22 protein-coding genes and 1 other RNA gene are annotated in these 25,192 nt (G+C 61.5%); 12 read left to right on the top strand and 11 right to left on the bottom strand.

Annotated elements, in window-relative coordinates:
• Window positions 1-87 precede the first annotated feature (87 nt).
• A complete protein-coding gene (locus FSY45_RS03145; RefSeq protein WP_223305627.1) occupies window positions 88-1,359 on the top strand; it encodes an efflux RND transporter periplasmic adaptor subunit in 1,272 nt (423 codons plus the stop codon).
• Window positions 1,360-1,365: 6 nt separating this feature from the next.
• Window positions 1,366-3,477: a site-2 protease family protein gene (locus tag FSY45_RS03140; RefSeq protein ID WP_187427520.1), complete on the top strand. Its 2,112-nt coding sequence runs from the start codon at window positions 1,366-1,368 to the stop codon at window positions 3,475-3,477.
• Window positions 3,478-3,636: 159 nt separating this feature from the next.
• Here the strand turns inward: FSY45_RS03140 and FSY45_RS03135 are convergent, their stop codons facing one another.
• Window positions 3,637-4,224: an NAD(P)H-dependent oxidoreductase gene (locus FSY45_RS03135; protein ID WP_046460638.1), complete on the bottom strand. Its 588-nt coding sequence runs from the start codon at window positions 4,222-4,224 to the stop codon at window positions 3,637-3,639.
• Between the two features lie 75 nt (window positions 4,225-4,299).
• Window positions 4,300-4,680, bottom strand: coding sequence for a MerR family transcriptional regulator (locus FSY45_RS03130; protein WP_046460639.1), 381 nt, complete (start codon window positions 4,678-4,680; stop codon window positions 4,300-4,302).
• 742 nt (window positions 4,681-5,422) lie between these two features.
• Here FSY45_RS03130 and rimO point away from each other — a divergent pair.
• A complete protein-coding gene (gene rimO / locus FSY45_RS03125) occupies window positions 5,423-6,829 on the top strand; it encodes a 30S ribosomal protein S12 methylthiotransferase RimO (protein ID WP_148747911.1) in 1,407 nt (468 codons plus the stop codon).
• 324 nt (window positions 6,830-7,153) lie between these two features.
• Here rimO and ffs read toward each other — a convergent pair.
• Window positions 7,154-7,249, bottom strand: an RNA gene (gene ffs / locus FSY45_RS03120) — signal recognition particle sRNA small type.
• A 103-nt stretch (window positions 7,250-7,352) separates the two neighbouring features.
• Between ffs and dnaX the strand changes: the two genes are divergently transcribed.
• The 3 genes from dnaX (at window position 7,353) to recR (ending at window position 10,662) form a co-directional block, all read left to right on the top strand.
• Entirely contained in the window at window positions 7,353-9,524 is a 2,172-nt protein-coding gene (gene dnaX / locus FSY45_RS03115; RefSeq protein ID WP_046460684.1) for a DNA polymerase III subunit gamma/tau, read from the top strand.
• A 27-nt stretch (window positions 9,525-9,551) separates the two neighbouring features.
• Window positions 9,552-9,884, top strand: a complete 333-nt coding sequence (locus tag FSY45_RS03110) for a YbaB/EbfC family nucleoid-associated protein (protein WP_003066189.1) — start codon at window positions 9,552-9,554, stop codon at window positions 9,882-9,884.
• A 187-nt stretch (window positions 9,885-10,071) separates the two neighbouring features.
• Window positions 10,072-10,662 (top strand): recombination mediator RecR, encoded by a 591-nt coding sequence (gene recR / locus FSY45_RS03105; RefSeq protein WP_046460685.1) that lies wholly within the window; start codon window positions 10,072-10,074, stop codon window positions 10,660-10,662.
• Between the two features lie 129 nt (window positions 10,663-10,791).
• On the opposite strand, the gene FSY45_RS03100 is transcribed toward recR, so the two are convergent.
• The gene (locus FSY45_RS03100; protein ID WP_046460686.1) at window positions 10,792-12,324 is read right to left on the bottom strand and encodes a transglycosylase SLT domain-containing protein; all 1,533 of its coding nucleotides are present in this window, start codon (window positions 12,322-12,324) and stop codon (window positions 10,792-10,794) included.
• Window positions 12,324-13,097 carry a hydroxyacylglutathione hydrolase gene (gene gloB / locus FSY45_RS03095; protein WP_046460687.1) on the bottom strand — a complete coding sequence of 258 codons (774 nt, stop codon included), beginning with the start codon at window positions 13,095-13,097 and terminating at the stop codon, window positions 12,324-12,326. Before gloB ends, FSY45_RS03100 begins: the two co-directional genes overlap by 1 nt.
• A gap of 19 nt (window positions 13,098-13,116) precedes the next feature.
• Here gloB and FSY45_RS03090 point away from each other — a divergent pair, with 19 nt between their 5' ends.
• Entirely contained in the window at window positions 13,117-13,950 is an 834-nt protein-coding gene (locus FSY45_RS03090; RefSeq protein WP_012837791.1) for a class I SAM-dependent methyltransferase, read from the top strand.
• Window positions 13,947-14,396 (top strand): ribonuclease HI, encoded by a 450-nt coding sequence (gene rnhA, locus FSY45_RS03085; protein ID WP_003066200.1) that lies wholly within the window; start codon window positions 13,947-13,949, stop codon window positions 14,394-14,396. Before FSY45_RS03090 ends, rnhA begins: the two co-directional genes overlap by 4 nt.
• 28 nt (window positions 14,397-14,424) lie before the next feature.
• Here the strand turns inward: rnhA and FSY45_RS03080 are convergent, their stop codons facing one another.
• The 6 genes from FSY45_RS03080 to FSY45_RS03055 all read right to left on the bottom strand — a co-directional run bounded on the left by FSY45_RS03080 (window position 14,425) and on the right by FSY45_RS03055 (window position 19,691).
• Complete coding sequence (locus FSY45_RS03080; RefSeq protein WP_046460688.1) at window positions 14,425-14,751, bottom strand: thioredoxin family protein; 327 nt, start codon at window positions 14,749-14,751, stop codon at window positions 14,425-14,427.
• Window positions 14,752-14,804: 53 nt separating this feature from the next.
• A complete protein-coding gene (locus FSY45_RS03075) occupies window positions 14,805-16,178 on the bottom strand; it encodes a molybdopterin molybdotransferase MoeA (protein WP_046460689.1) in 1,374 nt (457 codons plus the stop codon).
• 86 nt (window positions 16,179-16,264) lie between these two features.
• On the bottom strand, window positions 16,265-16,930 hold the full coding sequence (gene mobA / locus FSY45_RS03070; RefSeq protein ID WP_046460690.1) for a molybdenum cofactor guanylyltransferase MobA: 666 nt from the start codon (window positions 16,928-16,930) through the stop codon (window positions 16,265-16,267).
• On the bottom strand, window positions 16,923-18,065 hold the full coding sequence (gene moaA / locus FSY45_RS03065; protein ID WP_003066207.1) for a GTP 3',8-cyclase MoaA: 1,143 nt from the start codon (window positions 18,063-18,065) through the stop codon (window positions 16,923-16,925). Before moaA ends, mobA begins: the two co-directional genes overlap by 8 nt.
• A gap of 97 nt (window positions 18,066-18,162) precedes the next feature.
• Entirely contained in the window at window positions 18,163-18,744 is a 582-nt protein-coding gene (locus tag FSY45_RS03060; RefSeq protein WP_187427527.1) for a DUF2889 domain-containing protein, read from the bottom strand.
• A gap of 185 nt (window positions 18,745-18,929) precedes the next feature.
• Window positions 18,930-19,691 carry a Crp/Fnr family transcriptional regulator gene (locus tag FSY45_RS03055; protein ID WP_080944399.1) on the bottom strand — a complete coding sequence of 254 codons (762 nt, stop codon included), beginning with the start codon at window positions 19,689-19,691 and terminating at the stop codon, window positions 18,930-18,932.
• Between the two features lie 112 nt (window positions 19,692-19,803).
• Between FSY45_RS03055 and FSY45_RS03050 the strand changes: the two genes are divergently transcribed.
• From FSY45_RS03050 to FSY45_RS03035, 4 genes are all read left to right on the top strand, one after another.
• The gene (locus FSY45_RS03050; RefSeq protein ID WP_045839647.1) at window positions 19,804-20,328 is read left to right on the top strand and encodes a DUF962 domain-containing protein; all 525 of its coding nucleotides are present in this window, start codon (window positions 19,804-19,806) and stop codon (window positions 20,326-20,328) included.
• Between the two features lie 226 nt (window positions 20,329-20,554).
• Complete coding sequence (gene ppa, locus FSY45_RS03045; protein ID WP_003056663.1) at window positions 20,555-21,082, top strand: inorganic diphosphatase; 528 nt, start codon at window positions 20,555-20,557, stop codon at window positions 21,080-21,082.
• Between the two features lie 138 nt (window positions 21,083-21,220).
• Window positions 21,221-22,984, top strand: coding sequence for a methyl-accepting chemotaxis protein (locus FSY45_RS03040; RefSeq protein ID WP_148747909.1), 1,764 nt, complete (start codon window positions 21,221-21,223; stop codon window positions 22,982-22,984).
• Window positions 22,985-23,421: 437 nt separating this feature from the next.
• Window positions 23,422-25,191 carry a methyl-accepting chemotaxis protein gene (locus FSY45_RS03035; protein WP_148747908.1) on the top strand — a complete coding sequence of 590 codons (1,770 nt, stop codon included), beginning with the start codon at window positions 23,422-23,424 and terminating at the stop codon, window positions 25,189-25,191.
• Window position 25,192 lies beyond the last annotated feature (1 nt).

Below are 25,192 nucleotides of genomic sequence, written 5' to 3'. Positions count from 1 at the left end.
GCAGCCGTTTCTCCTCAGAGCGTGAACCCGGCAATGCTGCTGCTTGAGCTGGGGCATCGAGCCAGGGTTGCACGCAGCAATGCCGAGTTGCGCTTTTTGCTGGTCAACGATAGCCGTTTGCTCGTACCTTACCGTCAGGCATGTTTATGGCTGGATGACGGCGGGGTAACGGCCCTATCCGGCGTGGTGGAGACCGATAGAAATACGCCTTATGCCCAATGGCTGCATGGGGTATGCCAGTTTCTCCAGGAGCAGCAACCCATGCAGGTTCGGCGCATTGAACCGGCTCAGCTTCCTTCCGAGTTGGCAAGCTCATGGAGCGAATGGTTGGGGCCCTATGCGGTATGGGTGCCTCTGCTGCAAGATGGCCAAAAGCCTGCTCCTAAAGGCGGACTGCTTATTTCGGGGGCGCAGGCAATTGAAGAGCAGCGCTTTCCGCTTCTCGCCGAATGGAGTCATATCTGGTTTCATGCCTATTCTGCATTGCAGGCAGGCCAGCCCAGGTTCTGGCGAAAACCTGCGGCATCGAGAGTCAGCGCCAAAAGCTGGTGGCAAAAAAAATCTATCTGGATCCTGGGCGGGCTTTTTGTGTTTGGCGCCGTTCCTGTGCACATGAGCGTGCTTGCTCCTGGTGAGCTCGTTGCTGCGCAGCCTGTGGTTCTCAGGGCACCATTGGACGGTGTCATTGATCAGATCCACGTCCAGCCCAATCAAATGGTACGTAAAGGCGAGCGCTTGTTTGGACTGGATGAGGCGCAGATCAGTAGTCGGCTGGAGGTTGCCCGGCAAGCTCTGCTGACCGCTGAAGCCGAATATCGACAATCTGCCCAACTGGCCTTGGGCGACGCTCGCTCCAAGGCTCAGCTTGCAGCGCTTGTCGGACGCATAGGCGAGAAGCGTGCAGAGGTGCAATATCTGGGCGATCAGCGTGATCGCAGCCGGGTGCTGGCACCTGAAGATGGCATGGTTTTATTTGACTCTCCCACCGAATGGCTTGGCAAGCCTGTACAGACCGGTGAGCGGGTGATGCGTATTGCCCGGCCTGATGAGGTGGAAATCGAGGCCTGGGTTCCCATCGGTGATGCCATTCCATTGGCCCAGGGCGCCACAGTGAAGCTGTATCTGGCAGCGAATCCCATGGCAGGGCTGGAGGGCAAGCTACGGTATATGGCGTATGACGCCACTGCCAGGCCGGATGGCAGCTACGCCTATCGAGTGCGTGCGTCCATGTCGCTCGCCAAGGAGGAGGCTCGTATCGGCCTCAAGGGTACCGCCAAGCTGCAAGGTGATTGGGTACCGTTGGTCTACTGGGTTCTGCGCAAGCCCTGGGCCGTCCTGCGCCAGTTTATTGCCTGGTAGGTCGACATGAGTACCGCATGGCCTGCTTTGCGTGAAGAGCTGGATTTGCTTCCCGGTCCTGTGTTGCCCGATGGTCAGCCCAGCTGGACCCTGCATGATCCCGTGCGCAACCTTTTCTTTCAGCTGGACTGGGCCAGCTTTGAGGTGTTCAAGCGTTGGCATCTGGGCGTCGCTGACGCGATTGTGCAAGATGTCTGTGCTCAAACGACATTGACGCTCCATGAGGAAGACGTGAATGCGCTCTTGCAGTTTGCGCAGAGAAATGATCTGTTGGAGCCTCCTTCCAATAGCGCCGATGCGATGGCTGAACGGTGGCAGGGCAGACGCTCAAGCTGGATGCAATGGCTTCTTCATAACTACCTCTTTTTTCGGGTCCCGCTGATCAGGCCTGATCGCTGGCTGACACGATGGGCGCCCTCGCTGGAGTTTCTATTCAGCCGAACGTTTGGCTGGGTCAGCTTGCTGGCTCTGTTTGCCGGGGTCTGGGGCGTTTCACGCTCCTGGGAAACGTTCACGGCCACCCTGGTTGATTCGCTGACCTGGCAAGGACTGCTGGCCTATGGTTTGACGCTAGGGTTTGTCAAGGTGCTTCATGAACTGGGGCATGGCTTGATGGCCAAGCGATTTGGATGCCGCGTTCCGACCATGGGTGTCGCCTTTCTGGTGCTTTGGCCGGTGGCATACACCGATACCAACGAGGTCTGGAAATTGACCCGGCGCGATCAGCGCCTCAAGGTGGCGGGTGCTGGCATCGCAACGGAGCTGATGATTGCCGCATGGGCCTTGCTGGCCTGGGTCTGGTTGCCTGAAGGAGCCCCCAAGTCCATGGCTTTTTTGCTGGCCACTACGACATGGGTCAGTACGCTGGCCATCAATGCAAGTCCGTTCATGCGTTTTGATGGATATTTTCTGTTGTCCGACTTTCTACAGATGCCTAATCTGCACTCACGTGCCTTTGCACTGGCACGCTGGGATCTCAGAGAGAAATTATTCAAGCTCGGTGAACCTCCCCCGGAGTCTTTTACCGTTGCCAAACGTCGCGGGCTTATCTTGTTTGCCTGGGCTACCTGGATTTATCGATTGGTTCTTTTTTTGGGTATTGCCGCCTTGGTGTATCACTTTTTCATAAAGGCGCTGGGCATCTTGCTGTTTCTGGTGGAGATTGTGTGGTTCATTGCCAAGCCTCTCTGGTCCGAGATTGCCGCATGGCATTTGCGCTGGCCTCAGATCGTCCGTAGTCGAAGAGCACGTTGGAGTGCCATCGTCGCCTTTGTGCTTGTTGCACTTTGCTGGCTGCCCCTGCCTGCCCCAATCCGCACCGAGGGTATGTTGCAATCCAGCGAGATATGGCCTTTGCATGCGCTTGATGCATCGCAGCTGCAGCAGCAAATGCTTGGCGACGCACGCATGGTCGAGGTTGATGCTCCAGTCTTTATGCTGGACTCCCCGGCTCTCAAGGCCGCTCAGGCTCAGAACGATGCGCAGAGGACCCAGTATTCGCAGCAAATAGCGGCAGCAGGTTTCGACTCGGAGCTGCGCAGGGATTGGCAGGTTCTGCAAGAGCGTCAGCTGCAGGCGGCCACTCAACAGCAGGCGGTGGAAACCGAAGCCAGTCGCTACCGGCTGAATGCCTCGGGCGCTGGAGTGCTGCGCGACGTGGATCCGGATCTTCGACCGGGAGACTGGCTGGCCCGGAATGAATTGCTGGGTAGGGTCGTGGGCCGCGATCGACTGGAGGTTCTTGCCTATGTGCAGGAAGAAGATGTGCAACGCATCGGCATCGGCGACAGCGCAATTTTTATCGCTGACGCTGGTGTGGGGCCGGTACTGGATTTGACGGTGCGCAGCGTTGATCAGGATGCGAGTCGCACGCTCTCGGAAGCTGCGCTGTCTGCGGCAGCTGGAGGCATGATTCAGGTCCGAAGCATGCAAGGCACCCTATACCCGGAGCGTCCGGTCTACAGAGTGGTGCTGGATGTGGTGACACCGCTTGAAACGGACGCAGTCTTGCAACACCGTTGGCGTGGCAAAGTCAGCATTCGCGGCCAGTGGGAAGCGGCTGCGGCGCAGTTTGTGAAAACTGCGACGAGTGTCTTTTGGAGGGAGGCAGGTTTTTAGCCTCAATGAATGACTGCAATGGGCGGTGATTCAACCGGTCGATGCATCCGCCCAGCAGCAGTCTGCGGCCGTATTCCTTGATCGCGTGGAGCTTCGCGGAACGAAATCGGGTGGCTTGCCGATCCTTCCTGCCGCAGCAAAGAACAGCGAGGGTCGCTGTCAGCGCAAGCCTGCATGGGCGCCCAGCGTGCGCACGCGCTCTATCCAGGCGGCGCGCTTGGCAGCACTGGACTTGACCACCGGGCCGAAACTGTGCACCTGCACGGGCCGGATGCCGCTGAACTCCAGGGTGCTCTGCTTCATTTGCCGGTGACCTGGTTGGCGTTGTATCCAGCGGTAGTACCAAGGAGGGAAATCCATTGTCACAAGCAGTTCAGCAGTGCGGCCGGCCAGCAGGCGGTCCCACAATGCAGAGTTGGCCCGGTATTTGAAGGCGAAGCCTGGCAGGAAGATGCGATCCAGAAAGCCCTTGAGCAGGGCCGGTAGTCCGCCCCACCATATCGGATAGACCCACACCAGGTGTTGCGCCCAGGTAATGTCGAGCTGAGCGCCTTGCAGGTCGGCCTCCAGCGGCTGGCTATGCTCGTATCCGTGGCGCAGGATGGGATCGAACTGCATTTCACCCAGCTCCAACAGTCGGACCTCGGCTCCAGCATGGCGCGCGGCATCGGCATAGGTGCTCGCCAAGGCGGCACATAGACTGTTGGTGGAGGGCTGGCCGAGGATGATGAGGATGCGACGGGACATGGTGATAGAGGCGGGCTGAGTTCGTAAGCAGCCAGCATCACCTTGTCCTTGGGGGCAGAGTCAAGCCCTACAACGTCAAATGGAGAGTGGCTCTGGTGAACGGCATGTCTTTGCGCCGTCGCATGTGCTCAGCTCCATGGACAATGCAGCCAGGGCGGTGTCGGCAGCTTGCAGCCGCGCCAGTTCGTCGGCAATGGCGCGTCGCCGGGTCTGGAGCAGGGTCTGGATGGCGGCAGCGCCGGAGGGAGTGTCGATGCTGCGTAGCGGCTGTAGCGCAGCCAGGCGAAAACCCAGAGACAGCGCCTGGCGGATCCACTGCACGCACTGCACATCTTCCAGGTCGTAGTGGCGGTAGCTGCCCCGGCGTGCCACGGTGCCGAGCAAGCCGTGCGCCTCATACAGGCGTAGCGCTTTGGGCGTGCAGCCTGTGAGTGCGGCGAGTTCACCGATACGCATAGGTGACTCCCGTGCGCTTGGCAGTATGTATCTTTCTTGCTGAAAGTGCTGTTGGTTCAGGGTGCATGAATGCTTGGAGTCGTTTGAATGTGTTGAGGGAGTTGTTGACCCATGAATTTCGAGTGGTCGTGACAAGGGGTTCACGGCCATAGGCCTTGTCAGGAGCCATCGTGCGAATTTACGGCAATCCCATGGCGCGACTGCAGCAAATTTCGGCGCGGCCCTGGCACTCGACAATCGTCAGGGTTGTCGGCTTGTCCAGTGCATGTCGGAAATCCTCTGCTAACGGCTTTTCTCTAGTGAGCAATGCCTTGCTGCCGCTCCTTTATCTGCTCATATTGACTGGGCTCGCTGCAGCAAGCATTGAGGGCGACTATTGGATGCCTCTTGCTAGGCAGGGCAGGGTGGTTTCAAGCTTCCATCGCATACCTTAGCCCTGGGAAGGCCTGGAGGGCGCGAGCAGCCAGGGTGCGCAGCTGGTAAAATCAGTCGATTAACCTGTTTTGGGCCGTGTCAATGCTTGTTGATGACTCGGGCTTTTAATCCGTTGGTCGCGAGCTTGAATCTCGTGGAACCAGCCAGATACAGGCGCTACAGCTATAGAAGCGGTAGCGCCTTTTTCGTTTACCAGTTTTTCATCGTGCGTGTGGCTGACTCGAACAACAGAGTCGAGTCTGCTGATTTGGCCGTTGAAATAAAATTTCTGCTTGGCGCGTAGACGCTGCGCTGCTGGAAAAATCAAATGAAATCAATCGACTCCGTTAGCCCCACGCAAACCGCAATCCCCAAAGTGGGCTTTGTTTCGCTGGGCTGCCCCAAGGCCTTGACTGATAGCGAGCTGATTCTCACGCAGCTCAGCGCCGAGGGCTACCAGACTTCCAAGACCTTTGAAGGCGCGGATCTGGTCATCGTCAACACCTGCGGCTTCATTGACGATGCCGTCAAAGAAAGCCTGGACACCATTGGCGAAGCTCTGGCAGCCAACGGCAAGGTTATCGTGACCGGTTGCCTGGGTGCCAAGGCTGGCAAAGAGGGCGGCTCCACCATGGTGGCCGAAGTGCACCCCAGTGTGCTGGCAGTCACGGGACCCCATGCGACGCAGGAAGTGATGGATGCGGTGCACACCCACCTGCCCAAGCCGCATGACCCATTCGTGGACCTAGTGCCTGGCAGCTTTGGCGATGCTGGCATCAAGCTCACGCCCAAGCACTATGCCTATCTGAAGATTTCCGAGGGCTGCAACCATCGCTGCACCTTTTGCATCATTCCCAGCATGCGTGGCGATCTGGTTTCGCGTCCGATCGGCGATGTGCTCAAGGAGGCCAAGGCGTTGTTCGAAGGGGGCGTGAAAGAGCTGTTGGTGATCAGCCAGGATACCTCGGCCTATGGTGTGGATGTGAAGTACCGCACCGGTTTCTGGGACGGCAAGCCCGTCAAGACCCGCATGCTGGAGCTGGCCGACGAGCTGGGCAAGCTGGCGCAGCAGCACGGTGCCTGGGTGCGTCTGCACTATGTCTACCCCTATCCCACCGTGGATGCGGTCCTGCCCTTGATGGCCGAGGGCAAGATCCTGCCTTACCTGGATGTGCCCTTGCAGCACAGCCACCCCGATGTGCTCAAGCGCATGAAGCGACCCGCATCGGGCGAAAAGAACCTGGACCGTATCCGCGAGTGGCGCAAGATCTGCCCCGAGCTGGTGATTCGTTCCACCTTCATTGCCGGCTTCCCCGGCGAGACCGAGGAGGAGTTCGAGTATCTGCTTAACTTCATTCGCGAAGCCGAGATCGACCGTGCCGGCTGCTTTGCCTACAGCCCCGTCGAAGGCGCCACCGCCAACGAACTTCCCGGCATGCTGCCTGAAGAAGTGCGCGAAGCACGTCGTGCACGCTTCATGGAGGTGGCCGAGGAGGTCTCCACCAGGCGTCTGCAGCGCCGGGTGGGGCAGGTCATGAAGGTGTTGGTGGACAAGGCGGTCAGCCTGGGCAAAAAGGGTGGTGTGGGCCGCACCTATGCCGATGCCCCCGAGATCGACGGCGTGGTTCACATCCAGCCGCCCGAGAAGGCCAGCAAGACCTACAAGGTGGGCGAGCTGATCAGCGTGCGCATCGTGGGCACGCAGGGGCATGATCTGGTGGGCGTTCCGGTTTGAATTTTCATGGCGTCACTGTGTGGCGCCATTTCAATCCAGTAGAGACAAAAAGGCCGCGACTGCGGCCTTTTCTGCATCTGATCTCTTGGCCTCTTTGTTACCGCTCTTGTCTGCCAATGGCCTGTGGGAGATCCTGATGCAATGACGGGCTCAGACTCGGTTCAAATCGGGGCAGCACCGCCTCCGGGGTCGATTTGAGATTCAAGACATGACGTCAGCACGAAACACTTTTCCTGGGGAAAGCGCCGCAGCATTTGTTGTTCATGTGAGGAATTGCCTTTCTCGGAAGACAGCCTCTTGTCTGTAAAGAGGTTTCCATCGAAAGGTGACGAGCCTGATCTCGGCACTGTATCCACAGTTAGGGCTGCTTGGTTCCCCACCTGACCCGGTTGGCTGCTTCCCCATGCGAGGAGGCCCGTCACTCTCGATTATAGATGCAAAACCGACACAGTTCCGCGAGCCGTGAAATGAGATTCCAGGAGCAGGCTTGTTGGCATGTCCCGGCCCCGTAGAATCAGAGGCTATGTCTTATTTAGTGCTTGCTCGCAAATACCGGCCCCGTACCTTCACTGAAATGGTGGGGCAGGAGCACGTGGTTCAGGCTCTGACCAATGCGTTGACCCAGCAGCGCCTGCACCATGCCTATCTGTTCACGGGCACACGTGGCGTGGGCAAGACCACGGTGTCGCGCATTCTGGCCAAGTCTCTGAATTGCCAGGGCCTGGACGGTAATGGTGGAATCACCGCAACCCCTTGCGGGGTTTGTGCGGCATGCACTGAAATCGATAGCGGGCGTTTCCCCGACTACACCGAGCTGGATGCTGCATCCAACCGTGGTGTGGATGAGGTACAGAGCCTGCTGGAGCAGGCGGTGTACAAGCCGGTGCAGGGGCGCTTCAAGGTCTTCATGATCGACGAGGTGCACATGCTGACAAACACCGCGTTCAACGCCATGCTCAAGACGCTGGAGGAGCCTCCGGAGTATCTGAAGTTCGTGCTGGCCACGACTGATCCGCAGAAAGTGCCTGTCACTGTGCTCTCGCGCTGCCTGCAGTTCAATCTGCGTCCCATGGCGCCGGAGACGGTGCTGGAGCACCTGACCCATGTGCTGGACAAGGAAAGCGTGCCGGCTGAGCCTCAGGCGCTGCGATTGCTGTCGCGCGCCGCGCGTGGCTCCATGCGCGATGCACTGAGCCTGACCGATCAGGCGATTGCCTTTGGCAGCGGGCAGTTGCAGGAGACGACGGTGCGCCAGATGCTGGGCAGCGTGGACCGCAGCCATGTATTCCGCCTGATCGATGCGCTGGCGCAGGGTCATGGGCGCACGGTGGTTGAAGTCTCCGAAGAGCTGCGTCACAACGGTCTGTCTGCTGCATCGACGCTGGAAGAAATGTGCGCAGTGTTGCAGCGCATGGCCGTGTTGCAGGCCGTGCCCGACATGCCGCTGGATGCCAGCGACCCGGAGGCCGCCGAAGTAGACCGACTGGCCAGTCTGATGCCGCGCGACGAGACTCAGCTGCTCTACAGCATCTGCCTGCACGGGCGCGTCGAGCTGGGACTGGCCCCGGATGAATATGCGGCACTGACCATGGCCCTGCTGCGGCTGCTGGCCTTCAAGCCGGAAAACGCCGAAGCCGGCATGGCTGAAAAAAAAACTCCGGCGCTGAGGCCTAGCCGGCCTGTTGTCCAGGCTCCGGCTCAGATTCAACCGCCTCCGGCGGTGACGGAGAAGCCAGCGGCAGAGGTTCAGGCCTTGCCGTCTGTGCTGCAGCCTGTTGTGCAAGCCGCCCCGGGGCCCGCATCGAAGTCGACTCCGGCGCAAGAGCCTGTGTCAGTCGCTGGCATGGCCGAGCCGCAACAGCTTCAAGCGGTGGCTGATCGTGAGGATTCAGCTGCGTATTCCGTCGCAAGGCCGGTGATGCAGGCAGTCTCGGAGTCGATCCAGCCGCCAGCTCCTGAAGTGACGCCTGAGCCTGCTTCGGTTCGGCAAAACATGGCTGCTGCGAATCAGGAAGCCGCCGCCGAGGTCGAGCAGACGCCTGCCGACGATGCGCCCGAGAGCGCCGAGGCCGCCGATATGGTTGACGCTCCTGAAGAGCAGGATGTCAGCGAGGCGGCCTGGGCAGGCATGCCCGATGAGGGCTGGTCTGATGATGGGCGCTGGGGCGATGATGCCGACCTGGATGTCGGCCAGCCCTTGCATGTCATGCCGCCCATGGAGTCGGACGAGCCGGCGGCCCAGAGCGCAAGCGGCGGCTACGTCAGCACGGCCCAGGATGCAGCCCCCGTAGAGCGCACAGCCGAGGGTGATCTGTGGTTTGGCGTGGTGCAGCAGTTGCTGCAGAGCGAGGCCGTGGTGGCCGTGGCGCGGCAGCTGGCGCTGCAGTCGCAACTTCTGGGTCGTGACGGCGATCTGTGGCTACTGCGCGTGGAGTCCAGCTCGCTGAATCAGGCCGGCACACGTGATCGTCTGCGCGCTGCGCTGGAAGCGGCCGGTCATGCGCGACAATTGCAGGTTGAGCAGGGGCCTGTGACGGACAGTCCTGCCCGTCGACTGGCCCTGGAAAGACAAGCCAGCCAGTTGCTGGCCGAGGACATTGTCAAAAGCAATCTGCAGGTTCAAACCTTGATGCGAGACTTTGGCGCGAAAATCGTGCCCGGTAGCATCAAGCCCATATCTATTCAGCCTGAATAAGGCGTTTCAACAAAAGAAGGAATTCTCATGTTCAACAAAGGACAACTCGCCGGTTTGATGAAGCAAGCTCAGGCCATGCAGGACAACCTGAAGAAGGCTCAGGAAGAGCTGGGCAATATCGAAGTCGAAGGCGAATCCGGTGCCGGTCTGGTCAAGGTCGTGATGACTTGCAAGCATGACGTCAAGCGCATCACCATCGACCCCAGCCTGCTGGCCGAAGACAAGGACATGCTGGAAGACCTGGTGGCTGCCGCCTTCAACGCGGCCGTGCGCAAGGCGGAAGAGACCTCCAACGAGAAGATGGGCAAGATCACTGCTGGTATGCCCGGCCTGCCCGGCGGGATGAAGTTCCCGTTTTAAACGGCTCCCCCCTGTGCGGCGAAGCCGCTTCCCCCTGAGGGGGACGGCAGCCTCGCTGCGCGGCGGCGCTTGCTTGCTGCCTCTGGCTTGGGGCATGCCAGCGTTGAGTGCGGTGTGCGAAATCCTGCATTCAAATATCAGGCGATCTCCGGGTCGCCTTTTTTCTGGTGACTGAAAGGACAAGCCTGTGTCTGATGTGCAATCTCTGGACGCCTTGATCGAGGCCTTGCGCCGACTGCCGGGCGTAGGCATCAAGTCGGCGCAGCGTATGGCGTTTCATTTGCTGCAGCGTGATCAGGCTGGTGCGCTGCAACTGGCGCGGGCGCTGGATTCTGCGGTGAACTCTGTTCATCACTGCGAGCGCTGCCATACGTTTACCGAAGGCGCTATCTGCAGCATCTGTGATGACGCCGGGCGCGACGGGGCTCGGCTGTGCGTGGTCGAGGCTCCGGCCGATCTGGCCGCCATGGAGCGCACGGGGGCCTATCAGGGCTATTACTATGTGCTGATGGGGCGGCTGTCCCCGCTCGACGGCGTGGGCCCCAAGGAAATCGGCATGAAGCAGTTGCTGGAGCGTGCCTGTGATGGCGTGGTGCAGGAGGTGATTCTGGCCACCAGCTTCACGGCAGAGGGCGAGGCCACGGCCCATGCTGTCAGCGAGGCGCTCAAGTCGCGCGGCATTCTGGTCACGCGGCTGGCGCGCGGCGTGCCGATGGGCAGCGAACTTGAATATGTGGATCTCGGCACGATTGCCCACGCGCTGGTGGACAGGCGCTGAAAATATCGCTTGAATTGGCTGCCAGCGATTTGAAATCAGGCGTGTGCTGCTATTGATTTCTTTGAGAGAGCAGAAATAAAAAAGCCCGCTGATTTTGCGAACAGCGGGCTTTTTTGCGGGCGGCGAAGCTTATTTGCGCTTCTTGGCCGGTGTGCCGCCACGTGCTTTGGGTTCGCTCTTGCCGCCACGGGGAGCGGGGGCGCTGCTGGCTCTGGCGTTCTTGCTGGCGGCTGCCACCTTGCTGCCGCCACGGGTGTTGCGGGCTGACTCGCGTGGGCTGTCGTTGGCTTCGGCGCGTGCGCTGCGGGCTGCGCGGCTGGGCAGGTAGGCAATCAGCGACTGGCCGGGGCGCAAGGATGCCGTGGACTTGAGGTCGTTCCAGTCCGCGAGGTTGGAGACGCTGATGCCATAGCGGCTGGCCACGCTGACCAGGGTATCGCGCTTGCGAGCCTTGACCGTGGTACGCACGGTCACGACTTCAGGAGCGAAGGAGATCTGACCGTTGTCTGCCACATGGCCGGGCACATCGGTCTTGACATTGGCATCGCGCGGCACCATCAGGGTCGAGCCGGCCTTGATCAGCATGCGCGGCGGGATGTTGTTGATGGCGCGCAGGTCGGCTTCGCCCAGGCCTGCGCGCTGGGCGGCTTCGGCCACGGTGATGGTGGTGGGCACGGTCCATACCGTCCAGCTGGCAAACTGGCCTTCGCTATAGGCCTGCAGATTGCGGCGGAAAACCTTGGCGTTGTCCCAGGGCAGCAGCACCTGTGGCGTGGCGCGCGCAAAGATCACCGGTTTGTGAAAGCTGGGGTTGAGTGCCTTGAAGTCCTTGACGCTGACATCGGCCAGCTTGGCCACCAGCTCCACGTCGATGTCGTGCGGCAGATCCACGGCCTGGAAATAGGGGTGGTTCTCGATGATGGGAAGCTCGGTGTTGAACTTCTCGGGTTCGGCCACGATGTTCTTGACGGCTTGCAGCTTGGGCACGTAGTTGCGGGTTTCGGCCGGCATCTGCAGGTCGAGGTAGCCGGCGGGCTGGCCCAGCTTTTCATTGCGCTTGATGGCGCGGCCCACGCTGCCTTCGCCCCAGTTATAGGCGGCCAGGGCCAGATGCCAGTCGCCGAACATGTTGTAGAGCTTTTGCAGATAGTCGAGCGCGGCACGGGTCGAGGCCAGCACATCGCGGCGATCGTCGCGGAAGACATTCTGCTTGAGGTCGAAATAGGTGCCCGTGGCCGGCATGAACTGCCACATGCCGGCGGCCTTGGCGCTGGATACGGCCTGAGGGTTGAAGGCGCTCTCGATGAAGGGCAGCAGCGCCAGCTCTGTCGGCATGTTGCGGCGCTCCAGCTCCTCGACGATGTGGAACAGGTATTTGCTCGACCGCTCCGTCATGCGCTGGATGTAGTCGGGGCGCGTGGCATACCACTGCTCCTGGTTCTGGACCAGATCCTGCTCAAGGTTGGGCATGGCAAAGCCCTTGCGGATACGCACCCAGAGGTCGCCCGTGGCTTCCAGTTCTGCGACTTCGGAGCTGCCGACTTTGCCCTGGCCCAGGGGTTTGAGCGGGCCGTTCGGATACATGGGGTCGACGCTGCTGGTGGTGGCGCAGCCGGTCAATATCAGTGCGCTTGTCAGCAGCAGGGTGGATAGCAGCTTCATCAGAAAACGTTTTTCCATTGGCGCAAGGTAGCCAGAACGCTGGCGGGCTCCTCGGGCCTGGTTTGAGGATCATGGTGCACGGCGGCTGCGATCACATCTGCAGCGCGGCTTCGCATGAATGGGTTGATGGCCAGCTCGGTCTGCAATGTGGAGGGTAGCGTCGGCTGCCCGCTCTTGCGCAGTTGCTGGCAATGTTCCAGATACTGAGCCAGTTCCGGGTTGTTTGGTTCCACGGCCTGCGCAAATCGCAGGTTGGAAATTGTGTACTCATGTGCGCAGCACACCAGCGTGTTGCCGGGCAGGGCGGCCAGTGCGTCCAGCGAGGCCTGCATCTGCGCTGCCGTGCCTTCGAAAAGGCGACCGCAGCCGCCCGAGAACAGTGTGTCGCCGCAGAACAGCAGGGGCTGGCTTTGCGCCCGGGTGCTGAAGAAGGCGATATGGCCGCTGGTATGCCCCGGCACATCGATGACCTGCCAGGGGCCGCCTAGCAGCTCCACGTGGTCGCCCCCCTGCACGCGCGTGACGGGCTCGGGCAGGGTCTCGTAGGCGGGGCCCCAGACCGGAGCACCCGTGGCCGCGCGAATGGCGTCCACGCCGCCCACATGGTCGGCATGATGGTGGGTGACTAAAATGCCCTGCAGTTTCAGACCCCGCTGTGCCAATGTGCTCAGCACAGGCTCGGCCTGACCCGGATCGACGACCACGGCATGTTCTGCATCGTGGAGCATCCAGATGTAGTTGTCGGAAAAAGCGGGAATGGGCAACAGGTTCATGAGCTGCAAAATTATAGAGATGCATCACTGGACGGATTCAGCCCTCGGGCACTATCTCCTGGAATGGGAGCAGCAGCGCTTTGACGAGGCGGTGGCCGATATCTTTGGCTACCATGCCTTGCAGCTGGGCTTGCCACAGCTGCAAGGCCTGCGCGGCAACCGCATGCCTCATCGCTGGCTGGCGCTGGAGGGCCTCGATCCCGTTCCGGATGCAAAAGCAGGCACTGTAGCGCAAGCGAAGGCGACCGCAGTGTCGCCGCCGCTGCCGCCCGCTGATGAAGCACAGAATTTTGCCCCGTTGATGCCGGCGCTCAGAACCGCCCCGGAAGCCCTGCCTTTTGCCGAGGCCAGCCTCGACCTGCTGCTGATGCCGCATACGCTGGAGGCTTGCAACGATCCGCATGCCGCGCTGCGCGAGGCTGCGCGCGTGCTGGTGCCGGAAGGCAGACTGGTGATCAGCGGGCTGAACCCCTCGAGCCTGCTGGGCTTGCAACGCCGGGTGGAGCGCAGTGCGGGCTATTTGCCGGACCTGAGCCTGGGTGTGGGCTACTGGCGTTTGCGCGATTGGCTGCGATTGCTGAGCTTCGAGATCGAAGCAGTGCAATTTGGCTGTTATCGTCCTGCCACTCAAAGTGAAAAGTGGCTGAGCCGCTGGCAGTTCATGGAAGGCCTGGGCCACCGCTGCTGGCCGGTGATGGGGGGCGTCTATTGCGTGGTGGCCGTCAAGCGTGTGCAGGGCATGCGGCTGATGAGCCCGAGCTGGCGCAAGAGCAGCGTGCCGGCCGGCATGAAGGCGCCCGTGACCCAGAGGCAGCCGCCGGACATGTCCTGGCGTAACAAGGAAGAAAATTGAATCAAGTTGTGATCTATACCGATGGTGCCTGCAAGGGCAATCCCGGCCCTGGCGGCTGGGGCGCATTGCTGCAGGCCGGATCGGCGCAGAAAGAACTCTTTGGTGGTGAACTGGGGACCACCAATAACCGCATGGAACTCAAGGCCGTGATCGAGGCGCTGTCCGCGCTCAAGCGTCCCTGCGATGTGGTGCTGTATCTGGATAGTCAGTACGTGCGCAAAGGCATTACCGAGTGGATACAGGGTTGGAAGGCCAAGGGCTGGGTTACCGCTTCCAAGGAACCCGTCAAGAATGTCGAACTCTGGAAGCAGCTGGACGCGCTGGTGCAGGGCAGCGGCCACCGCATCGACTGGCGCTGGGTCAAGGGCCATGCCGGAGACCCCGGCAATGAGCGCGCCGATGCGCTGGCCAACAAGGGTGTGGAGCTGGCACTTAAGAAGGGCTGAGCCAGGAGCCGGGGCAGATGCGTTGGGCTCAGTTCGTGATTTGTGCCAGCGCTTCTTGGATCTGTTGCTCGGATTCGGGGCGCACGATGCGCGCCACTTCCTTGCCGTCACGCAGAAAAATCAGCGTGGGCCAGAGCTTGACGCGATAGCTGCGGCCCAGCGGCCGGCCGGGACCGTCTTCCACCTTGATGTGCGCCACTTCCGGCTGGGCAGCCAGCGCAGCCTGCAACAGCGGCTGGGTGCGCTGGCAGTGGCCGCACCAGGGGGTGCCGAATTCCAGCAAATTCGCGCCCTTGAGCGCATCGATGGCCTGCCTTGTGGGTTCTGTGGCCCAGTGGGTGGCTTGGTATGGCATGCAATATTTCCCAGAATGGATCGAGGGTCGAACACCAGGCAGAAAGCCCGTTTTCAGATCAGCCCCTGCAGTAGCAGGACGTTGACGGATTCTCCGGGCAGGACGTCGCCGCGCGCATCGTTCAGCACGATGATGCAGTCGGCGGCGACCATGGAGCTGAGCACGCCCGAGCCTTGCGGTCCCGTGGTGCGCACGGCGGCCTGGCCCTTCTCATTGAGTTCGAGCACGCCGCGCAGATATTCGGTGCGGCCCGGGCGTTTGCGCAGGCGCTCGCTGCTGATCGCCTGCAGCAATGGCACGGGGGTGCTGCGTTCGCCTGCCAGCATGGCCAGGGCCGGACGCACAAACATCAGAAAGCTCACCATGGCGGCCACCGGGTTGCCGGGCAGTCCCAGCAGCACCGCCGGGCGCTGAGTGGGCGGTGGATTGCTCAGATCTTGGGAGCGGTTTGCGCTTGTCTTGATCGGGATGCCTGTTGATCTGGTCAATGAGATTCCACCGGCGGGAGCGAGCAGGCCCACCGCCAGCGGCCGACCGGGACGCATGGCCACCCGCCAGAACTGCACAGTGCCCAGGCGCTGCAGCATCGCACGGGTGTGATCGGCCTCACCGGTGCTGATGCCGCCACTGGTCAGCACCACATCGGCCAGGGTGGCTGCTTCGCGCAGGCGCTCTTCCAGTGCGGCCGGTTCATCGGGCACTGCTCCCAGGTCCAGCACATGGGCTCCCAGACGGCGCAGCAGCGCCTGCAGGCTGAAGCGGTTGCTGTCGTAGATGGCTCCCTCGCGCGGCTCGGCGCCTGGGCTCAGCAGCTCGTCGCCGGTGGAGAAGTAAGCCACGCTGAGGCGGCGTCGCACGCTGACCTGGCCCAGTCCCAGACTGGCCAGCAGACCCAGGGCGGCTGGTGTGAGGCGCTGGCCTGCCTGCAGTGCCACAGAGCCTTGCTCCAGGTCTTCGCCGCGCAGGCGACGATTGGCACCTGCACGCAGGGCACTGCCGTCAAACTGAATGCACTCCTCGCCAGAGCTGGCCTGCTCATGGGCGACTACGGTATCCGCACCCACCGGCATGACCGCACCCGTCATGATCTTCACGCATTCGCCCGCGCCAAGCCGGCCTTGCCAAGGCCCTCCTGCCAGAGCCGTCCCCACCACACGCAGCATCAGCGGCTGGCCGGGCCGCGCCTGCTCCAGTTCGCTGCCGGCAAAGGCATAGCCGTCCATGGCACTGTTGTCGTGGGGCGGTACGTTGACGGGGCAGATCACATCGGCTGCCAGCACACGATCCAGGGCATCGGGCAGGGCGACGGCTTCCACCTCGGCGACCGCACCCAGCGGCTGCAGCAAGGCTTGCAGCTGTTGCAGTACCTGGTCAGTGGTCAGCGTCTGGGCGCTGGTGGAGGCGGCAGGTTGAAAAGTCGCAGTCATAACAGCAAAAAAATAGAAAACCTCATGACAGGATGCGGCCATGGGCTGCGTGGCACTTTACGCTTTTGGCTGGTGGTGCCGGTGACTCAGTATTGGCGTTCGGGGGCGATTTGCTCCAGATCAAGCAACTGGGCCAGCGTGTTGGCGTTGCTGAAGGCCTGTTCGTCCCCGGGGCGGTCAAATACGGCCTGGGCGCTGTGATGCTGGCCGGTCCAGGCGTCTATCTTGCGGCCACCACTGGTGATGAAGCGCTCAAGGCTGTAGGCGAGTCCGGCCCGCAACAGGCAGAACACGGGCTGGGGGCGCAGTTGCGGCGGCTGCCCCGGCTGGGCATGCTCGGTATCCCAGCCGTGAGCGATGACGATATCGGCATCGCCACGCGACGCCAGCATTCGCGCAGCCAGATCGAGGGGCAGCAGCGGCGTATCGCAGGGCACGCACAGCAGCCATGGCGTGCGGCAATGGGCGAGGCCGGCCATGAAGCCCGCCAACGGGCCGGGGTAGTCGGGCAGGCTGTCGGCGCAGACCTCGGCAGCCAGTGGCTGCCCCAGCTCGGCGTAAGCTGCTGTATTGCGATTGGCATTGATGAGCAAGGGGCCGACCTGCAGAGCCAGGCGCTGCAATGCATGCAGTGCCAGAGGCAAGCCTTGAAAGCTCTGCAGGCCCTTGTCCACACCGCCCATGCGCGCACCGCGTCCTCCGGCCAGCACGCAACCGGTGATCTGCTCGGGGGTGATGCGTGAGTCAGCCACCGATATAGCTCATCTCGATGCGCCGACCTTGCCGGACTGGCGCCACATCGGGGGGCATTTCGCTGCGCATTTGCGAGTAGCGATCGTCGCGCTGTTGCCAGATGGGGGCAATGGCGGCTGCAATCTCGGCATCGCTGGCACCGGTGCGCAGCAGGCTGCGCAAGTCCCAACCCTGGCTGGCGAACAGGCACAGATAGAGCTGGCCCTCGGTGGACAGGCGTGCACGGTTGCAGTCGCCGCAGAAAGCGTGGGTCACACTACTGATGACGCCCACCTCGCCCAGCTGCGGATCATGTCGGCCGCTGGCGTCGGCATAGCCCCAGCGCACGGCGGTCTCGCCAGGGGCGCTGGGTGCCAGCGGGATCAGCGGCAGCTCGGCGCGCAGACGGGCTATGACCTCGTCCGAAGGCAGCACCTCGTCCATGCGCCAGCCGTTGGTGGCTCCCACATCCATGTATTCGATGAATCGCAGCGTGATTCCCGTGCCACGGAAGTAGCGGGCCATGGGCAGGATCTGGTCGTCATTGGTGCCGCGCTTGACCACCATATTCACCTTGATGTGCGACAGGCCTGCGGTCTGTGCAGCCTCGATGCCGGCCAGCACATCGGTCACGGGAAAGTCCACATCGTTCATGCGCCGGAACACGGTGTCGTCCAGTCCGTCGAGGCTGACGGTCACGCGGTTCAGGCCGGCTTCCTTCAGGGCGCGGGCCTTGCGCGCCAGCAGCGAGGCGTTGGTGGTCAGTGTCAGGTCCAGCGGCTGGCCGTCGGGCGTGCGCAGCTCGGCCAGCTGGGCAATCAGGGCTTCGATGTTCTTGCGCAGCAGTGGCTCGCCGCCGGTCAGGCGCAGCTTGCGTACGCCATGGGCGACAAAAAGCCTGGCCAGGCGCGTAATTTCCTCGAAGCTCAACAGCGAGCTGTGGGGCAGATATTGGTAGTTCTTGTCAAAAACTTCCTTGGGCATGCAGTAGTTGCAGCGGAAGTTGCAGCGGTCGGTGACGCTGATGCGCAGGTCGCGCAAAGGCCGTCCCCATTGATCCTGCAGCAGCCCGGTAGGGGCCTGCAGGGGGCTGGGGACGATTGCGCTGCGCGATGCCGCACGCTCATCGACCAAGGGGATCACACGTTCTGCCATAGGCTCAATTGTGCCGCAAGAGCGAAGTCCGGGCCGGCTGCGGGCTTGTTGTGGGCTATCAAAATTGATAGCTGGTGGTGCTTGATGGTATTGTGGATCAGTCTTTTGTAGTGGTTTCCACGGGTTGCTGAGAGAGCGGCTTCCAGCCCTTGAACTCGGGGTAGAACTCGGCCACGCCGGGGCCGTTGAAGTCCCAGCCCAGGCACTGACCCAGATGGCGTGGCGGCAGGCCCGAGCCATTGGGGCCGAACTGGTTGAGCACGGTGTGAAAAGCGGGTGTTGCCATATTGAACAGCAACTCGCGCAGATGCGTGCAGCCCACTACCCCGCCCAGATTGTCGGCAATGGCGCGGCGCCAGCCGCGGGCTATGCAGCAGCCCACCATCTTTTGCATGGACTTTGTGGCCTGGGGGCAGTGGCCCAGGGGGTGGTCGTCCATGGCGGCCTCTATGCCGTGCACCACCATGTCGGCATCGATGGTCAGGCGGATCCACATATGGTGAATCGGCTTGCCCGCTGGCACTTTGCGGCGGCCATGAAGCTCGATGTCATAGGTTTTCTGGTCGATCAGCTCGGCTTCCACGTCCCACATGCCGTCATCACGGGCATAGCCCCGGTATTTGACGTCGCGCATATTGATGGGGACTGGCTTGCGGCTGGCACTGGGAGACAGGGGCATGGGGTATCCGTTGTTATGGCGGGCGACAACGACGGCATGTCGGAACTCGGCTGGGTCGCCCGCGATGATCTTGAGCCGGGTCTGGTGCATCAGACCCGATTTCATTATCAAAGAGATAGCAGGCTTGTCCAGCACCAAGCGGACAGCGGGGCGGGACGGGGGACCCCGAGCCAGGCCGGCAGCGCCTAGCTGCTCGGGGGGATTTGCCCGGTGAGTGCTGCGGCCTTGAGTGCAGCCAGGTCGAGAACTTCCAGCTTGCCGCGCCGCAGTTGCAGCCAGCCGGCCTGCTGCAACTCCTGCAGGATCTGGTTGGTGGTCTGGCGTGACAGGCCCAGCATGCGTGCGATCTGCTCCTGGGAGACGGCCAGCTCACGGTGGGTGCGCATGCGGTCGGCCCATTGCTCGTGGCCCATGGCCATTTGCACCAGACGGCACATCACGCGCTGCGGTGCAGGCAGCACGGTCTGCTCTTCCAGCGCGATCAGGCTGGCACGCAGCTTGTGGGTCAGCAGCAGGGCCATGTGGCGCCAGCAATGCGGGTTGGCATCCAGCCATTCGCGCAGCGGCGGTATAGGGATATGCAGCAGGGCGCAGGCGGTGTTGGCGCAGGCGTCGTGGGTGCGGGGCTCGCCATCGAAGAGGGCGATCTCGCCCAGCCAGCTCGGCGGCTCGATCAAGGTCAGCAAGGCCGTGCGGGTGTTTTCCTGAAGCGCTGCCGTGCCGGAGATGCTGAGCGATCCCCTGGCCACCGCATACAGGCCGCAGGGGGCATCGCCGCGGCGAAACAGCCATTCGCCGGCGGCCAGCAGCCTTGGCTGGGCCAGTTGCTGCATCTGGGCGGTCAATTCCGGCGGCAGCGAGCGGAACCAGCGGCCGGCCTGCACGATGGCCCAGAGATCATTGGAGTTGACATGCTCGAAGCTGCCGCGCTTGCGTGCAGTGGGCACTGAGGCCAGTGCAGGCCTGGGTGAAGGGTTTAGCGCTTGTGTCGGTGGCATGACAGACGGCAAGGTTGATGCTGCGCCACCATGCTCTGACAAGCGACAAGGAGATACAGCGATGAAAACCCTAATCGATCAACTGTCCAACTACGCCGACTACCACCGCGACCCGCGCAATATCGTCACGCACTACATCGGTGTGCCCATGATCATGCAGGCGGTGGTGATTCTGCTGGCCAGGCTGCAATGGGGAGCGCTTGGCGGCATGCCGATCTCGCTGGCTCTGCTGGCAGCGGTTGCCGCAGCAGTGTATTACTGGCGGCTCGACGGGCGATACGGCCTGTTCATGAGCGTGTTGCTGGCCGCCATGCTGGCGCTGGCAACTCCTGTCGCCGCGCAGCCCATGGGGAGCTGGCTGGCCTGGGGGCTGGGCCTGTTTGTGCTGGGCTGGGTGATCCAGTTCATCGGTCACTACTGGGAAGGACGCAAGCCCGCTTTTCTTGACGATGTGATGGGCCTGCTGATAGGCCCGCTGTTTGTGGCGGCCGAGTTGGGTTTTGCTCTGGGCCTGCGCAAGGAGGTGCAGGCTGCGGTGGAGCAGCGCAGCGGGCCCGTGCGTCGCCGGCATCCGGTGAGCGCCTGACATGCTCTTGTTCTGAGAGCTGACACCGATTTATGGGTATTGGTTTGAGTGGGTTTTCATGGTTGAAGTGGGCGAGGCTGCCCGGCGGGAATACACGACTGCACGCGCATCTTTCAAACATGTAATGCCAGCGTTAGGGTCATGCGCCTAAAATCGCGGGCTGACCCTCAGGTGCCGATGCTTTGTTGGCTCTGGCGGGCTTTTTGTATTACTTCTCCCAACCATCATGTCTCTGAACAATGTGACCCCCGGCTCCAAGACGCCTGAAGTCTTCAACGTCGTCATCGAAATCTCGGCCAACTCGGCTCCCGTGAAGTACGAAGTGGACAAGGAATCCGGCTGCCTGTTCGTGGATCGTTTCCTGGGCACTGCCATGCACTACCCCGTGAACTACGGCTATGTGCCCCAGACCCTGTCTGGCGACGGCGACCCCGTGGACGTGCTGGTGATGACTCCCTTCCCCCTGCCCAGCGGCGTGGTGGTGCCCTGCCGTGCCATCGGCATTCTGGAGATGGAAGACGAATCCGGCGTCGACGGCAAGGTTCTGGCCGTTCCCACACAGAAGCTGCTGCCTTCCTACGACAAGATCAACCACCTCAGCGACATCCATGAGCTGACCCTGCAGCAGATCGCCCACTTCTTCGAGCACTACAAGGATCTGGAAAAGGGCAAGTGGGTCAAGGTTCTGGGCTGGAAGGGCGTGGACGCGGCACACAAGGAAATCGTGGACGGTATCGCCAACTACAAGGGCTGATCCAAACTAGTAAAGGGTCTCTAACCTTTACTTGCAGAGAAGCCTCGCTATCTGCATATATACAATTTGAAACGCACCCGGCGGACATCGCTTGGTGCGTTTTTTATTGCCTGTATCGATATATACGAGGGGATGCGCATGAGTTGGAAGATTTCGGACTGGCGCGTGGGGACCAAGTTGGGCATCAGCTTTACGGCGCTGGTGTTGTTGTCTGCATTGCTCGGCCTGGTGGCCTGGTTGCAGCTGTCCAGCATTCATGCAGCGGGCCGTGAGGTTTCCGAAGTGGCGCTGCCCAGTGTCTACAACGCAGCCTCCATGCGCTCCGAGTACAACCGGCTGCGCCGCCATGAGGCAGGCATCGCCACCGCTCGCACCCTGGTTGAGATCGAAGGCTACGAGCAGCAGATCCAGCAGCGCCTGAAAACCATTGCCGAGCAGGAAAAGGTGGTCCATGAGCTGATTGCCAGCCCGCCGCTGCGCGAGGCCTACGAGGGCTATCAGGCCAACAAGGCGAATTTCCTGAAGCTGCACGAGCAGTTGCTGGCGCGGGCACGCGATGGCGACTACAACACCGTGGACAGCCAGGCAGGCATGGCCGACGAGCTGGGGCTGTTCTTTGCCGGGTTGTCCGAACAGGCCTTCAGCCAGCTGGCGGAAAGCACGGGCAAGCTGATGACGCTGCAGCTCGAGAACGCGGCTCAGGCCCAGCAGGCCGAAAAGTCCAGTTTCGAGCTGGCCCGCTACTGGCTGCTCGGTACGCTGGCGCTGGTGGTGCTGTTTGCCGCCGTGGTCGGCATTGCGATGACACGCGCCATCACGGCTCCCGTGGCCACGGCAGTTGAGCTGGCGCAGGCCGTGGCAGCCGGCAGGCTGGGCATGGTGGTGAAGAACCAGCGCCGCGATGAAATGGGCTTGCTGCTCAATGCGCTGGAAGACATGCGTCGGCAACTGTCCTCCGTCGTTCAGGATGTGCGCGGCAATGCCCATGGCGTGGCCCTTGCGTCCAGCGAAATCGCTCAGGGCAATGCGGATCTTTCGGCTCGCACCGAAAGCCAGGCCAGCGCCCTGGAGGAAACTGCGGCCTCCATGGAGCAACTGGGCTCGACCGTGCGCCAGAACGCCGACAACGCCCAGACAGCCAATCAAATGGCAAAGAATGCCTCCGATGTCGCGGGTCGCGGCGGGGATGTGGTTGCCCAGGTGGTGGACACCATGAAGGGCATCAACGACAGCAGCCGCCAGATCGCCGACATCATCGGCGTCATCGACTCGATTGCCTTTCAGACCAATATCCTGGCCCTGAATGCGGCCGTGGAAGCAGCGCGTGCCGGTGAGCAAGGCCGTGGCTTTGCCGTGGTTGCGGGCGAGGTGCGCACGCTGGCCCAGCGCAGCGCCGAGGCAGCCAAGGAAATCAAGCAGCTCATCCATGCCAGCGTGGAGCGCGTGGAGCAAGGCTCGCAGCTGGTGGACAAGGCCGGTGACACCATGGCCGAAATCGTGACGGCCATAGGCCGCGTGACCGACATCATGGGCGAGATCAGCGCGGCCAGCCGCGAACAGAGCCAGGGCGTGGCCCAGGTGGGTGAAGCCGTCACCCAGATGGATCAGACCACGCAGCAGAATGCGGCCCTTGTGGAGCAGAGCGCGGCGGCCGCCGATTCTTTGCAGCGCCAGGCCAAGGCGCTGGTCGATTCGGTGGCGATTTTTCAGTTGGGGAATCAGGCGCAGAGCTTTGCCGCTGCGGCGCTGAAAAATCGGGTCGAGCCGGTTGCAAAGGCCGGCATGAGCGCTGGCCCGCGGGCTGCGGCGTTAGCCGATCAAGGCCCGGGCAATGCTGTGCCTGCGCCGGTCAAAACGGCTCAGCCTGCCTTGAGCAATGACCAGGATTGGGAGCAGTTCTGAGGTCGAGGTATTGCCGGTTTCAACGACTTCCGTCTCAAAACCCCTATAGCGAATGCTGTCGGGGTTTTTTTTACAAGCTTTCTTCAAACTGTCTTGATATTGATCAAGAAGAGGGGTGGCTTGATGCTTTTTCAAGGCTATGTAGGTTGCCATGGCATCGAGAATCTCTGCTGTCACTGATTGGTAACTTTCAGTAACTCAAGTGCGACGTAAGCGACTGCCTACATGACTGTAGGCTCGTGAAGATAGGCAAGGAATATGAAACTGGAAACAATTGAAAAAATATAAGCCGGTATCAAGGACCATTCCATCTCTGGTATGCCATTCAGAGAGATATTTCCCGATCGAGCAGAAACATTGAATCCTTGCGCTTTGTGGGCATGGATTCAAAAGAAGTATTTATAAAAACTAATTGGTAATAGAGGGAGGTGCAATCAATGAAAAGCATCAAAATCTCCACGCGGATTCTCGGTACGTTCGGGGTTCTGGTCTTGCTGCTGGTCGTGGTGGTTGCCATGGCATTGCTGCAGCTGCGCTCCATGCGCTCCAGTGCTGAAACCATCACCGGCAATGCCCTGCCCAGTGTGGAAGTGATCAATACACTCAATACCGACCTGGCGCGCACCCGTTTGCTCGAGTTGCGACATGTCAATAATGACGAGCCCGGCTATATGGCTCAGGTGGAAGCTCAATTCGAGCAATTGCAGAAACACCTGGCGGAGGCAAAAAAGCTCTATGAACCTTTGATTGTCACTGCCGAGGAGCGCGAGCTCTACACGCAGTTCCTGCGCGAACGGGAGCGCTACGTCGAGTTGAACAAGCAACTGTTCGAAATTTCGCGTCGAGGCGATAAAGAGCAGGCCAAGCAATTGCTGGGAGGCGAATCTCTCAAGCTCTATGACCAGTCTTCGGCGACTCTGCAAAAGCTGATCAAGTTCAACGGCGATGTGGCAAGGGGCGAGACTCTGGCTTCGGAGAAGGTTTACGACCAGGCTGTGAGCATGCTTGCCTTGGCTGCCTTGATTGCGGTGCTGGGGGCTGCAGGGGCAGGCATCTGGCTGGTGCGTTCCATCCGTGCGCCGCTGGAGCAGGCGGTGCAGGCTGCGGACCGTGTGGCCAATGGGGATCTGAGCGGCGTCATCCGCGTGGAGCGACAGGACGAAACAGGCCGCTTGCTCGGCGCCCTGGAGCGTATGCAAAGCAGTCTGGTGCAGACCGTGCGCTCGGTACGCCAGAACGCGGAAGGCGTGGCCTCGGCCAGTTCGCAGATTGCCTCGGGAAATGCTGATCTCTCCGGTCGCACCGAGGAGCAGGCCAGTGCGCTGGAGGAAACCGCCGCCTCCATGGAGCAGCTGGGCTCTACCGTGCGCCAGAACGCCGACAACGCCCGTGCCGCCAATCAAATGGCGATGAATGCTTCCCAGGTGGCAGCGCAGGGCGGCGCCGTGGTGGCCGAAGTGGTGGAAACCATGAAGGGCATCAACAACAGCAGCCAGCAGATTGCCGACATCATCACCGTCATCGACTCCATCGCCTTCCAGACCAATATCCTGGCGCTGAATGCGGCCGTGGAAGCAGCGCGCGCCGGTGAGCAGGGCCGTGGTTTTGCCGTGGTGGCGGGCGAGGTGCGTACCCTGGCCCAGCGCAGTGCCGAGGCAGCCAAGGAAATCAAGGCCTTGATCAGCACCAGCGTGCAGCGGGTGGAGCAGGGCACGCAACTGGTGGACAAGGCCGGTGCCACCATGGCCGACATCGTGTCGGCGATCAGCCGGGTGACGGATTTGATGGCCGAGATCAGTGCCGCCAGCCAGGAGCAGAGCCAGGGTGTGGCCCAGGTTGGCGAGGCGGTGACGCAGATGGATCAGACGACGCAGCAAAACGCGGCGCTGGTGGAGGAAAGTGCTGCTGCCGCCGGTGCGCTGCGCAAGCAGGCGCAGGATCTGGTTCAGGCTGTGGCGGTCTTCCAGTTGCCTGCCAGTGCGCTTTATGACCAGGCACCCAAGGCTGCAGCCCGTGCTGCGGCGCCGGCCGTGGTCGCCGCTGCCGCCCCGGCGCGTCAGGCACCTGTCCGTCGTGTGGCTGCCCGTCCTGCCCCCATGCCGGCAGCCCCGCGCTCTTTGATGGGGGGCGCGGTTGCTGGCGAATCCGCTACTGCCCGTAATGTGCAAAAGTCCTCGCTGGATGAGGATGACTGGGAAACCTTCTGAA

Origin of the sequence: Comamonas sp. Z1 (assembly GCF_008121555.1) — a bacterium.
Taxonomy (GTDB): Bacteria; Pseudomonadota; Gammaproteobacteria; order Burkholderiales; family Burkholderiaceae_C; genus Comamonas; species Comamonas thiooxydans.
Note: the sequence above shows the minus strand (reverse complement) of the source record. Positions and strands in the feature narration are given on the sequence as shown.